Here is a 13042-nt window from a genome sequence, read left to right on the forward strand (position 1 = left end):
GACACACCTTAAAACAATATCTCTCTAACCAATTAATCACCTGTTTTTATGAGCATTAACTATACCAGTAAGAAAACACATTCATACTGAAGATATCAACTTATTTGCACTTTGAGCCGCTCAATTTCAGCCAATAGCCGACAATCGGTCAAACATCACAATTTGCAAATAAACACATATTTTTTAAGCAGAATTCTAAAAACCAACTAGTCTTAACTAGGAAAGGATTTGTTTTTTCTATGCGGGTTGATTGTCTACAAAGACAAGTTCAGAGGGGAATTCATTATGAGTATTTTCGACCATTACCAAGCGCGCTACGAAGCTGCCAAGGATGAAGAATTATCTTTACAGGAATTCTTGACGCTATGTAAAGATGATAAAAGTGCTTACGCTAATGCTGCAGAGCGTTTGCTGATGGCTATCGGCGAACCAGAGCTAATCGATACTGCGCAAGATCCATGCTTAAGCCGAATTTTTTCAAATCGGGTCATTTCCCGATACGAAACCTTCAAAGATTTCTACGGTATGGAAGAAGCGATTGAACAAATCGTTTCCTACCTAAAACACGCAGCACAAGGTTTAGAAGAACGTAAACAGATCCTTTATTTACTTGGACCTGTGGGCGGCGGTAAATCTTCGCTGGCTGAAAAGCTCAAGGCGCTTATGCAACAAGTGCCTATTTACGTGCTCTCTGCGAACGGTGAACGAAGCCCAGTAAACGACCATCCATTCTGCTTGTTCGACGTCGGTGAAGATGGTGAACTGCTCAAACGAGAATACGACATCGAGAAGCGCTATTTACGTTCGATTATGTCGCCATGGGCAGCCAAACGTCTCCATGAGTTCGGTGGCGACATTACTAAGTTTAAAGTCGTGAAAGTTCGTCCTTCTATTTTGGATCAGGTCGCCATTGCGAAAACAGAACCAGGAGATGAGAACAACCAAGACATTTCCTCATTGGTGGGTAAAGTCGATATTCGTCAGCTTGAACATTATTCTCAGGACGACCCAGATGCATACAGCTACTCCGGTGCCCTGTGCCGTGCCAACCAAGGTTTGATGGAATTCGTTGAGATGTTTAAGGCACCAATAAAAGTGCTCCATCCTTTATTAACCGCAACTCAAGAAGGAAATTACAACGGTACCGAAGGCCTTTCAGCCTTGCCTTTCGATGGTATGATACTGGCTCACTCAAACGAGTCAGAATGGCAAACTTTCCGCAATAACAAGAACAATGAAGCCTTCCTCGATCGCGTTTACATCGTCAAAGTGCCTTACTGTTTGCGAGTTGCAGAAGAAGTGAAGATCTACCAAAAACTATTGGATCACTCTGAACTGGCAAAAGCACCGTGCTCTCCTAGTACGCTTGAGCTGCTGTCTCAATTCAGTATTCTATCGCGCCTTAAAGAACCTGAAAACTCATCTATCTTCTCCAAGATGCGCGTTTACGACGGTGAAACTCTGAAAGATACCGATCCTAAAGCGAAAAGTTACCAAGAGTATCGAGATTTCGCTGGCGTTGATGAAGGTATGTCGGGTCTATCCACCCGTTTCGCGTTTAAGATCTTGTCTCGAGTCTTCAACTTCGATCAAACCGAAGTCGCAGCAAACCCAGTTCACTTGTTCTACGTTATTGAGCAACAAATCGAACGTGAGCAGTTCCCTCAGGAAACCGCCGAGAAGTATTTGGAATTTTTGAAGGGTTATCTGGTTCCGCGCTATGTCGAGTTCATCGGAAAAGAAATTCAAACCGCTTACCTTGAGTCTTACTCTGAATATGGTCAAAACATCTTTGACCGCTACGTCACGTACGCTGATTTCTGGATTCAAGATCAGGAATATCGTGACCCAGAGACAGGCCAGCTATTTGACCGTTCAGCGTTAAACAACGAACTTGAGAAAATAGAAAAAACAGCAGGCATCAGTAACCCTAAAGATTTTCGTAATGAGATAGTCAACTTTGTTCTTCGTGCGCGTGCTAATAACAACGGGCAAAACCCAGTTTGGACTAGTTATGAAAAGCTTCGTACTGTGATTGAGAAGAAAATGTTCTCAAATACGGAAGAACTATTACCCGTTATCTCCTTCAATGCGAAAACCTCTTCTGAGGATCAGAAGAAACACGACGACTTTGTCGCTCGTATGATGGAGAAAGGCTATACCGAGAAGCAAGTCCGCCTGCTATCGGAATGGTATTTACGAGTACGTAAATCATCTTAATAGCTAAGACAACCTTCCTCTGAACGATAGAGGAAAGCCAATGAATTACCTGCCAGAGTGAATCTCTGGCAGGAGATTGGATGCGAACAAGATGCATGCGCTTAATAAGTGCATGTACCACAAGAGGGGTGACTCATGGCGCAATTTATTGACCGACGACTGAACGGGAAGAATAAGAGCGCGGTAAACCGTCAGCGTTTCTTACGTCGTCACAAAGAACAAATCAAAGAATCTGTCGCAGACGCAGTCAATCGCCGTTCAATCACGAATACAGAAACGGGCGAGGATGTCGCGATTCCTCATAAAGACATCAAAGAGCCTATTTTTCACCAAGGGAAAGGGGGGATGAAAGAGCGAGTCCACCCAGGTAACGATCAGTTTATTACTGGTGATAAAATCGAACGTCCAAAAGGCGGAGGCCAAGGCGGCGGATCCGGTGAAGGCGACGCTAGCCCAGATGGCGAAGGCCAAGATGAATTTGTTTTTCAGATTTCAAAAGATGAGTATCTGGATATCCTGTTCGAAGACTTAGAGCTGCCGAATTTAGAAAAAAGTCAAATCAACAAAATTACAGAGTGGAAAACTCACCGCGCTGGTTATCAAACCGCAGGTGTGCCCGCTAACATCGCCATTGTAAAGTCTCTACAGCAATCTCTTGCACGTCGAACAGCGATGACCGCGGGTAAAAAACGTATGTTGAGAGAATTAGAAGAAGAGCTCGATCAAGTAAAAATGAGTGAGCCAGCTCAGCTACTAGAAGAAAAAAGACTCAAAAAGGAGATTAAGGACCTTAGAAGAAAGATCGACACGGTTCCCTTCATCGATACCTTCGACTTAAGATTTAAAAACTACGAACGCCGCCCTATTCCATCCAGTCAAGCTGTCATGTTTTGTTTGATGGATGTATCAGGGTCGATGGATCAAGCAACAAAAGATATCGCTAAGCGTTTCTACGTACTCCTCTACTTATTCTTAACTCGCACTTACGAGAACGTTGATGTTGTATTCATTCGCCATCACACTCAAGCAAAAGAAGTAGACGAACATGAGTTCTTCTACTCACAAGAAACGGGCGGGACTATCGTTTCAAGCGCTCTAAAACTAATGAAGGAAATCGTTGAAGATCGCTATCCTGTCGGTGAATGGAATATTTATGCCGCGCAAGCGTCCGACGGCGATAACTGGGCCGATGATTCTCCACGTTGTCGTGAGTTACTCACCAAAAACCTATTACCCAATTGTCAGTACTACTCCTACATCGAAATCACTCGCCGCTCTCATCAGACCCTATGGCATGAGTACGAGAAGCTGGAAGATGCCTTTGACAACTTCGCAATGAAAAACATTCGTAGTGTTGAAGACATATTCCCAGTATTCCGAGAGCTATTCAAAAAAGAAACCGCTTAGGGAGGCTGCTATGGCAACGAAAACGAAAAAGGCAACCAAGAAGAAGACGCTGCCAGATGGCCCAGATTGGACATTTGATCTTCTCGAACGTTATCACATTGAAATCAAGCGAGTGGCTGAGCTCTATCGTTTAGATACTTATCCAAACCAGATCGAAGTCATTACTTCCGAACAAATGATGGATGCCTACTCAAGCATTGGTATGCCAATCAATTACAATCACTGGTCATTTGGCAAAAAGTTTATTCAGACCGAACAAGGCTACAAACACGGTCAAATGGGTTTAGCCTATGAGATCGTTATTAATTCCGACCCTTGTATCGCATACCTGATGGAAGAGAATACGGTCACCATGCAGGCATTGGTAATGGCACACGCCTGTTATGGTCACAACTCATTTTTTAAGGGCAATTATCTGTTCCAAACCTGGACCGACGCCAGCTCTATCATTGATTATCTATTGTTTGCCAAAAAATACATTGCAGATTGCGAGCAAAAATATGGCGTCAAAGAGGTGGAGGAGCTCCTGGATTCCTGCCACGCTTTGATGAACTTTGGCGTAGACCGATATAAACGCCCGGAGAAGATCTCCATCGCAGAAGAGAAAATGCGTCAGGAGGAACGAGAAGCTTATCTCCAATCCCAAGTGAACGATCTATGGAGAACCGTCCCTAAAGGTAAAGTTGAACAAGAAGAAGCAAAGGTTCGTTTCCCTTCTGAGCCTCAGGAAAATATTTTATATTTCATTGAAAAGCATGCGCCACTGCTTGAGTCATGGCAACGAGAAATAGTACGTATCGTGCGTAAAATCAGTCAGTACTTCTACCCTCAAAAACAAACTCAGGTAATGAACGAAGGTTGGGCGACATTTTGGCACTACACCATCCTCAACCATATGTATGATGAAGGATTGGTGACCGAACGTTTCATTCTTGAGTTTCTACACAGCCATACGAGCGTTGTCGCGCAGCCTGCTTACAACAGTCCTTACTTCAGCGGCATCAACCCTTATGCACTTGGGTTTGCAATGTTCCGTGATATTCGTAGGATTTGTGAAGAGCCGACGGATGAAGACAAAGAGTGGTTCCCAGAGCTAGCGGGCACCGATTGGTTGGAAGCCGTTCATTTTGCGATGAAAAATTTTAAGGATGAAAGCTTCATCAGCCAGTACCTCTCTCCTAAGCTAATGCGTGACTTTAAACTCTTTGCCATTACTGACGACGACAGGAAAAACTATATCGAAGTCACGGCTATCCACAATGATATCGGTTACCGGAGCATCAGAGAGAAGCTTGCTGGTCAATACAATCTCAGTAGTTTAGAACCTAATATTCAAGTGTTTAATGTTGATGTGCGAGGTGACCGCTCACTGACTCTTCAATATGTCCCACATGATCGTATTCCGCTCGATAATAGCTACGACGAAGTGCTGAAGCATCTCTACCGACTATGGGGATTCGACGTCATTTTAGAAGAAGTTAAAGAGTCAGGGCGACGCGAGATTCTCGGTACATGTCCAAAACGCAACGACTACGATGGCAAGATATAGCAATAAAAAAGGCCCTAACGGGCCTTTTTTATTGATTGGCAACGAGCTTTCTCACTGCTTCTAAGTCTTCTAGTGTATCAACGCCAGCAGGTGGAACCTGCTCCGCCACCTCAACATGAATTTTTTCACCGTACCACAGCACTCGAAGTTGCTCTAATCTTTCGATTTTCTCTAAGGCCGTTGGCGCCCAGTTTATATAAGTATTCACAAATCCAGCGCGATAAGCATAGATACCGATGTGGCGCATCAATGGTTGGGCAATCACTTTACCGCCATTGGCAAAATGGTCTCGATCCCAAGGGATAGTCGCTCGACTAAAGTACATCGCATAACCGTCTTTATCTGTCAGCACTTTAACCGCGTTCGGGTTGAACACCTCGTCTTCATGAGATATTTCAACCGCTAGCGTTGCCATAGGAGCTTGGCTATTCGCTAGATTATTTGCGACCTGCGTAATAATCGCAGGCGGGATCAGTGGCTCATCGCCCTGCACATTAACGATCACATGATCTTCAGGAATGCCCATGAGTTCGACAACTTCCGCTAAGCGTTCTGTACCAGAATCATGGTCAGCAGAGGTCATACAAACCTCGCCACCGAACTTCTTGACGGCATTCACAACACGCTCATCATCGGTTGCGACAATCACTTTCTCTGCGCCTGCCTGCAATGATTGTTCGTAGACCCATTGAATCATTGGTTTACCACTGATGTCGGCGAGTGGCTTACCCGGCAAACGTGTCGACTGATAGCGTGCAGGTATAACGACGGTAAAGGCCATTATCGTCCCTCTTCCATACTCATGTGGCGCGCTTCAGGCTCGAGGAGAACCGGAATGCCCTCTTTAATCGGGTAGGCGAGACGATCCAACTTACAGATCAGCTCTTGTTTATCTTTATCGAAGGTAAGCTTACCTTTACATACTGGGCAAGCGACGATCTCAAGCAGTCGGTGGTCCATATTTTTCTTTAACCTCTTTAATCTTACTTAAAATGCGCGTCTCATCTTCGGGACTAAAGCTAGCAGTTACTGGTAAGTACCACCAATTTTCTTCTGCATAACTCGCACATTTTACTGCATCTTTTTCTGTCATAATCAGATGTTGTCCACGGCTAGCCAAGGTTTGCAACTCTGACGGTTCAAAGTCTTTATGATCGGGAAAACCTTGAGTGACGACTGTTCTCGCGCCAAGTTTTTCCAATGTCTTAAAAAACCTTGGTGGATGACCAATACCCGCCATCGCCACCAGCTGTTCAAGCTCACTAACTGGAGTTTTGTCTCTGGTTTTTAGATTCACTGCCAAGCTAGGTGTCAAAGTCATAGCCGCTTCATTCTCGTGAGCTCGTCCACCGTTAGTTATGATGAAATCGACCTCGTTCAACCGACTGGGCGCCTCACGTAAGGGCCCAAGTGGTATCAATTTTTCACTACCAAAGCGACGGTTACCGTCCACCACGACGATTTCAATGTCTCTTCGGAGTGCATAGTGCTGTAGGCCGTCATCGGTAATAACAATGTCAACGCCAAGAGGTAACAAGGCTTTGACAGCATCACTGCGTACCGGAGACACCGAAACGGGTGCTTGTGTACGTTTGAAAATCAACTTGGGCTCATCACCACAATGCTTGGTCGGCGTGTGTTCTTCAACAATGAGTGGATAGCTCGGCGCTTTGGCACCATATCCACGAGACACCACACCTGGCTTGTACCCCAGGGATTGTAGTTGCTCCACCAGCCAAATGACGACAGGAGTCTTTCCATTACCGCCCGCCGTAATATTTCCGACCACAATAACGGGGACAGGTGCTTGGTAACTGGCTTTGCTACCAGACATGAATGCTCGCCGTCTTGAACGACTGATCATTCCAAACGCCAAACTAAGCGGCCACAGTAGTGGCCACAGAGCATAGCGTAGAGGATGATTTTCAAACCAGATTTTTTCAATCACAGCTTAAGCACCAAACTGTATTCGGTGCAACTGTGCATAGGCACCATTTTTCTCAATCAAAGTGCTGTGGTCCCCACGCTCAACGATTTCACCTTCATCAACCACCAAAATTTCATCGGCGCTTTCAATCGTCGATAGCCTGTGCGCAATAACGAGTACCGTTTTATTTTTCTGTAATTCATCCAAAGCAGATTGAATCGCTTTTTCAGATTCGGTATCGAGTGCAGACGTTGCCTCATCCAGAATCAAAACTGGCGCGTCTCGCAGTAAAGCGCGGGCGATAGCGATTCGTTGGCGCTGACCTCCAGATAAGCTGGTGCCATTTTCGCCAATAACAGTATCTAGGCCTTGATCCATGTTGTCGATAAAGTCCATCGCATAAGCCAACCGAGCGGCTTTTTCAATCTGCTCTCGGCTGTATTCATCCGTAGCGGCATAGGCGATATTATTGGCAATGGTATCGTTAAATAGGTGGACATTTTGCGACACCAAAGCGAAATGACTGCGAAGATTGGTCAGTTTGTAGTCACGCACATCGTGTCCATCAAGCTCGATGCTACCTGAATCAACGTCGTAGAATCGAGTAAATAGATTGGCTATCGTACTTTTACCCGAACCCGAACGACCGACAAGCGCAACTGTCTTCCCTCTAGGTATATCAAAGCTGACATTACGCAGCGCTGGTGATTCTTTATCTTGATAGGTAAATGTGACGTCTTTAACGACAACGTCACCGCGAACAGCCTTCGCTTCGTACTTACCGTTATCTTGCTCGGTTTCTAGGTCCATTAGCGCAAACAAAGTCTGACTTGCCGCCATACCACGCTGAAACTCAGACGTAACGTTAGTCAGCGCTTTCAATGGACGTAATAGGCCAAACATCGCAGAGAACACAACAGTAAAGGTACCGGGTGTTAAATGTTCTTTGATTGAGTCCACACTCGCCAAGAACAGCACCACAACTAAAGCGATAGAAGCGATGATCTGAATCACTGGGTTAGCAATAGCTTGTGCAGCAACTAACTTCATCGACTGCTGACGCATCTGGTTGCTCACGTCATCAAAACGCTGACGTTCAACGTTCTGACCGCCATAGCTTAGTACGACTTTGTGCCCTTTTAGCATTTGCTCGGCAGAGGCAGTCACATGCCCCATAGTATCCTGCATACTCTTAGAGATCTTGCGGAAACGCTTCGACACAACCCCAATTGCCCAAGCCACTAAAGGTGCTACGATGAAAAGGACTAATGAAAGCTGCCAACTGTGCCAGAACATCAGAACGAGTAGACCAATAATACTTGCGCCTTCGCGTACAATACTCACCAATGCACGACTGGTCGCACCCGCTACCTGTTCCGAATCGTAAGTAATCCTAGACAGCAACCCACCTGTGGATTCTTTATCAAAATAGGAAACTGGCATGTGCATGAATTGGCTAAAAATACGTCGACGCATCAGCATCACAACGTTACCTGACACCCAACTCAAACAATAGGAAGAAACAAATCCACTCAACCCTCTAACAACCATCATGCCAAACACAATGAAAGGCAAAACGCGAAGAAAATTAGATTCGCTATCCCCAAAGCCTTCATCAAGCAAAGGTTTGAGTAGCGACACCATGTATGTATCGGCAACCGCATTAATAATGAGAGCAACGACGGCAACAGCGAGACCAGCTTTGTAAAGACGAACATAGGTCCAGAGACGCTTGAAAGTCTGCAAGGTTGTTTCATCTTGATTAAGAGACATAGAACTGCTTATTTTTTCTTACAATAATCGCACTATTCTACTCCCTTCCGTAGCATCTGCCTATACCAAGCCAGCCCTTTCCACTCTCTCATGGCATCAATTTTCCAATGGTTTGCATAGAAACTAATACTAACTTGACCGTCTTCTCCCGTATCAAACCATTGCACGCCTCGACCGGTATAACGTGTCATCACATTGGGATCGGGCAATCGCCACTTCCCATTTAATGCCGATGAAGCGATGGCAACCTTAGGGCTCACCACTTCAATAAACCTAGGCGTGGATGACGTTTTACTACCGTGATGTGGAACAATCAAAATGTCACTGCGAAGAGCTTTGGGCTCCCTTACAAGAAGCCATTCAACAATCGCCTCAATATCTCCAGGCAACAAAATCGATTGCTTGTATTCCGGATGCGACACTCTCACTACGCACGAATGAGGGTTGTAAGCCCGGCGTACCGATTCAACTGGCCACAAAAACTCTAATGTTAACTGGCCCCACATGAGGGCATTTCCTTTTGAACACATTTGAGCTCGAGTCAGTTTTTGGCTAGCCATTAGACGTTCTGGTTGCCAGTCACGCAACAACATCTCTAGGCCACCTGCATGATCACCATCGGTATGAGATATCACTAGCATGTCTAGCTTACTCACACCGTGATACCGAAGAAAAGGCGTAATCACCTGGGCAGCAATACTCCCCCCCTGCCAGGCTATTCCAGTATCATAGATGAAAGCTTGCGAACCTTGCTTTACGATAATGGCTAGGCCATGACCTACATCTAAAACAAAGGCCTGCCACAAGGGCTTATCTTTCCAATCAACGAAGTACACCAGCGCGCACAATACAAATAAGGCTTTCCCGTAGCGACTAAGCACAGTAGAGGACAACAGCAACAACAACCCCGCGACGGAAAAGATGACTAGGGAGTGGCTTAATGGAAGCCAACTAGTGCCAGAAAAAGGCAGTACATAAATAACGGGGGCGATAGTGATATCAACCCAATGCCAAAGTACTGATACATTCAACATAGTATCTGCCATCAACGCCAATAAACTTAACGGCACAACGACAAAGCTAAACCAAGGTACAAAAATAAGGTTGTATACAAAACTGGCAACACTCAGGCCCTGAAATACTATGGCGACTATCGGTGTCATCCCTATAACCAGAGCCAGTTGCAGTTTAAGGACATGTACCCAAGCTGACGATGACCGACTTTGCAATGATGAAAACATCAAAATGATCGCAACAGCCCACATAGATAGCCAAAGACCTGAAGAAGCGGCAGTAAACGGATCCAACAGTAAAAGCCAAGATAGGATAAGAAGCCATTTATAGCTTGCAGGGAGGTGTTTAAAAGAGATCGTCAACAACGCGGCTAGACAGCATGTCCACCATGCTCGCTGAGTCGGGACAGAAAACCCCGCTAACCAAGCGTAGCAACAAGCGCATATTATCGCGATAACGAACGGAACGGTAAATGCATTAGGGAAAAGCCTGAGGAATAGTTTTCCTAGGCACCAACCAAGAAAAAAAACAATGCCAATATGCAGACCTGATATCGCGATAAGATGACTCAGGCCACTCGCTTTGAGCTGCTCTTTCAGTTCGAGTGATAGGCTATCTCGTACGCCAAATGTCAGTGCTAAAATCAAACCTTTACTCGGCAGAGACTCCACGGATTTAGACACTTTCTGGTACAACTCGTAGCGCATAGAACCAGAATGACGAACCCGGTAGGGTGTTTTGATTGCCACGTTAGCTCTACCGACTACACGCCGCTGAAGTGCGTACTTTTCGACATCAAAGCCCACATCATTGAGCACACCCACAATAGGCTTAAGCCTGACTCTCGCCCCAACCTGATCTCCGGGAGAAAGCAAAATAGGAGAGACAAGCCATATTCGCGGCTGGGCAAAAGTGGGCAATTCTTCACCATTGATTGATCTCACCACGGCTTCACCTTGAAACCCGTGACTTATTTGCTTAAAAAAGCTGTCAACCTCAGCATTTATGGTAATATCCTGACCTGCTTGGAAAAGCATTGCCCGCTGATGGCGTAAAAGGTGACTGTGTATGACGATTATCAGGCATGCGAACACAGGACCAATACACCACCTTAGCGATTTTGACCTTATACTGAGTATCAAGGCCAATAAACAGGGAAACAACCACTCCCATGATGGCATGTACCACCAGAACTGAGCGGTTGATATAAGGAATGAGAACGAGATAAGCGTCCAGTAATTTAAGTAGAGAGTCATATTTCCCTATGCCAAGAAAATTCATCAAACGCTTTATGCCTGACCATGAAGTAATAAAGCGTCAGAAAGCACTCAAAGTTTTTGGCAATGTGCTATACAACCCCAATCTATGGTGCCTCAACCGCCGTTCCGCGTCTGGGGCATTTGCTGTTGGCCTGTTTATGGCTTTCGTCCCGTTACCCAGCCAAATGATCATGTCTGCTGGCTTAGCCATTCTTTGCGGCGTTAATCTCCCTCTGTCGGTAGCTTTAGTTTGGGTAAGTAATCCTATCACTATGCCAGTGCTGTTCTATTTTGCTTATAAAGTAGGGGCTTGGGTTATGCACATTCCTCCTCAACCCTTTCATTTTGAGTTGTCATGGGAATTTATTCTTCACCAAATGAGCACTATAGGCCCTCCCTTTCTACTTGGCTGCATGATTTGCGGCCTGGTATCTGCAATTGCCGGCTATTTTGGAATCAAAGCTTTATGGAGATATTCTGTTGTCCGCAGTTGGCAACAACGAAAAATTAGATTAGGCGGATTACTTAAAAAGTAAATGTTGCGTGAATAAGATTTCGGGAAGACTGACTAGGCTGTGTAACTGTCATGTCGACTCATAGTGAAAAAGGACCGAAACGGTCCTTTTTTATTGAATATTTAAATACTTTTATTTCGCGCTGAGTACAGTGGCAGGATTGAGTTTACTCGCTCGCGATGCAGGATACCAAGTAGCTAATAAGCTTAATATGATCGCCGTTCCTGAGACCAATGCAACATCGGAAAGATTGATCTGCGAAGGAAGGAAATCAACAAAGTAAATATCCCCTGATAAAAACTGATGACCAATTAAGCTCTCTAGTCCTTTGATGAGCTGAGTAAGGTTTGCAGCAATCAAAACCCCCACAACACTACCCACAACACTGCCCAATACACCTGAAAAAACGCCTTGCCAGACAAAAATCCGTCGAATAAGTCGATCGGTTCCCCCCATCGTCCTCAGTATGGCAATTTCCGATGCACGATCTTTCACTGCCATCATCAACGTCGACACAATATTGAAGCTAGCAACACCAATCACCAGCACCATCACCAAATACATAATTGTTCTGACGAGCTGTATATCTCGATACAAGAAACCATAATTTTGCTGCCAACTGCGTAAATAGACATACACATTGAGTGTATTACCAGCTTCTCGCACAATTTGTGTCGCATTCAAAACATCAGAGACTCTCAACGATACACCCGTAACAGCTTCGCCTAACTTTGCGTATTGCTGAGCATCTTTCAGAGGAACCAAAGCAAGGTTATGGTCAATCTGTCCATTGAGCTTCAACAGGCCAGCAACTCTAACACGAACACGTTTAGGTGCCTGAACCTTCGTCGTCGACCCCGCCGTTGGGATCATCAGGGTGATATAATCCCCTTGAGACACGCCTAATACCTCTGCAACCCCTTGACCTAAGATGGCCTGCTGTTTACCAGCTTTAAACTGCTTCCACACATCTGCATCAATGTATTGGCTCATATTGGAGACCGTTGACTCTTGCTTTGGCTCAATACCCCGGATTTCCAACGCTTTAAGCTGCGAACCTTTCTCAGCTAACGCTGTCATCTTTACATATGGGGCTGCCGCTTCCACTTGTGGGTGCTTTTCAGCTTGCTCAACGACAGACTGCCAATCCTCCAGTGGTCCACGAACGCCCTCAAACTCACCATGGGCAACCACTGACAGAACACGATCTTTGAGTTCACGTTCGAATCCATTCATTGCCGACAGGCCAATGATGATCACCGCCACTCCGACTGCAATACCAATCGTGGAAGACAGTGAGATGAACGACACCATTTTATTGCGCTGCTTAGCACGGCTAAAACGGCCACCAATAAATAGAGAGAGTGAAGAGAACAAA

At 45.4% G+C, this 13042-nt stretch carries 10 protein-coding genes; 4 read left to right on the top strand and 6 right to left on the bottom strand.

Going from position 1 to position 13042, the window contains the following annotated elements; translation table 11 throughout:
- The first annotated feature begins 285 nt into the window (after positions 1 to 285).
- The 3 genes from OH455_RS07795 (at position 286) to OH455_RS07805 (ending at position 5176) form a co-directional block, all read left to right on the top strand.
- The gene (locus OH455_RS07795; RefSeq protein ID WP_045974551.1) at positions 286 to 2220 is read left to right on the top strand and encodes a PrkA family serine protein kinase; all 1935 of its coding nucleotides are present in this window, start codon (positions 286 to 288) and stop codon (positions 2218 to 2220) included.
- Positions 2221 to 2355: 135 nt separating this feature from the next.
- On the top strand, positions 2356 to 3627 hold the full coding sequence (locus tag OH455_RS07800; protein ID WP_045974552.1) for a YeaH/YhbH family protein: 1272 nt from the start codon (positions 2356 to 2358) through the stop codon (positions 3625 to 3627).
- A gap of 10 nt (positions 3628 to 3637) precedes the next feature.
- Positions 3638 to 5176 (top strand): SpoVR family protein, encoded by a 1539-nt coding sequence (locus OH455_RS07805; protein ID WP_045974553.1) that lies wholly within the window; start codon positions 3638 to 3640, stop codon positions 5174 to 5176.
- Between the two features lie 28 nt (positions 5177 to 5204).
- On the opposite strand, the gene kdsB is transcribed toward OH455_RS07805, so the two are convergent.
- Genes kdsB through OH455_RS07830 form a run of 5 tightly spaced genes read right to left on the bottom strand, consistent with a single transcriptional unit; the run spans position 5205 to position 10837 of the window.
- Positions 5205 to 5957: a 3-deoxy-manno-octulosonate cytidylyltransferase gene (kdsB, locus tag OH455_RS07810; protein ID WP_045974554.1), complete on the bottom strand. Its 753-nt coding sequence runs from the start codon at positions 5955 to 5957 to the stop codon at positions 5205 to 5207.
- Complete coding sequence (locus tag OH455_RS07815; RefSeq protein WP_038229582.1) at positions 5957 to 6136, bottom strand: Trm112 family protein; 180 nt, start codon at positions 6134 to 6136, stop codon at positions 5957 to 5959. The genes kdsB and OH455_RS07815 overlap by 1 nt, the downstream gene beginning before the upstream one ends.
- Positions 6117 to 7124, bottom strand: coding sequence for a tetraacyldisaccharide 4'-kinase (gene lpxK, locus OH455_RS07820; RefSeq protein ID WP_045974555.1), 1008 nt, complete (start codon positions 7122 to 7124; stop codon positions 6117 to 6119). Before lpxK ends, OH455_RS07815 begins: the two co-directional genes overlap by 20 nt.
- Positions 7125 to 7127: 3 nt before the next feature.
- Entirely contained in the window at positions 7128 to 8876 is a 1749-nt protein-coding gene (gene msbA, locus OH455_RS07825; protein WP_206369462.1) for a lipid A ABC transporter ATP-binding protein/permease MsbA, read from the bottom strand.
- A 32-nt stretch (positions 8877 to 8908) separates the two neighbouring features.
- Positions 8909 to 10837, bottom strand: coding sequence for a DNA internalization-related competence protein ComEC/Rec2 (locus tag OH455_RS07830; RefSeq protein ID WP_269980976.1), 1929 nt, complete (start codon positions 10835 to 10837; stop codon positions 8909 to 8911).
- Positions 10838 to 11154: 317 nt separating this feature from the next.
- On the opposite strand from OH455_RS07830, the gene OH455_RS07835 reads away from it, so the two are divergent.
- Entirely contained in the window at positions 11155 to 11685 is a 531-nt protein-coding gene (locus OH455_RS07835; RefSeq protein WP_045974557.1) for a DUF2062 domain-containing protein, read from the top strand.
- 111 nt (positions 11686 to 11796) lie between these two features.
- Here OH455_RS07835 and lolE read toward each other — a convergent pair whose 3' ends face one another.
- On the bottom strand, positions 11797 to 13041 hold the full coding sequence (lolE, locus tag OH455_RS07840) for a lipoprotein-releasing ABC transporter permease subunit LolE (protein WP_269980977.1): 1245 nt from the start codon (positions 13039 to 13041) through the stop codon (positions 11797 to 11799).
- Between the last annotated feature and the right edge of the window lies 1 nt (position 13042).

It is taken from the genome of Vibrio sp. T11.5, from assembly GCF_027587155.1.
Lineage (GTDB): Bacteria > Pseudomonadota > Gammaproteobacteria > Enterobacterales > Vibrionaceae > Vibrio > Vibrio neptunius.

What these genes read in the sequence shown, in the direction of transcription:
- OH455_RS07795 (WP_045974551.1), top strand. Translation starts at nt 286, where the DNA reads ATGAGTATTTTCGACCATTACCAAGCGCGCTACGAAGCTGCCAAGGAT.
- OH455_RS07800 (WP_045974552.1), top strand. Translation starts at nt 2,356, where the DNA reads ATGGCGCAATTTATTGACCGACGACTGAACGGGAAGAATAAGAGCGCG.
- OH455_RS07805 (WP_045974553.1), top strand. Translation starts at nt 3,638, where the DNA reads ATGGCAACGAAAACGAAAAAGGCAACCAAGAAGAAGACGCTGCCAGAT.
- kdsB (WP_045974554.1), bottom strand. Translation starts at nt 5,957, where the DNA reads ATGGCCTTTACCGTCGTTATACCTGCACGCTATCAGTCGACACGTTTG.
- OH455_RS07815 (WP_038229582.1), bottom strand. Translation starts at nt 6,136, where the DNA reads ATGGACCACCGACTGCTTGAGATCGTCGCTTGCCCAGTATGTAAAGGT.
- msbA (WP_206369462.1), bottom strand. Translation starts at nt 8,876, where the DNA reads ATGTCTCTTAATCAAGATGAAACAACCTTGCAGACTTTCAAGCGTCTC.
- OH455_RS07835 (WP_045974557.1), top strand. Translation starts at nt 11,155, where the DNA reads ATGCCAAGAAAATTCATCAAACGCTTTATGCCTGACCATGAAGTAATA.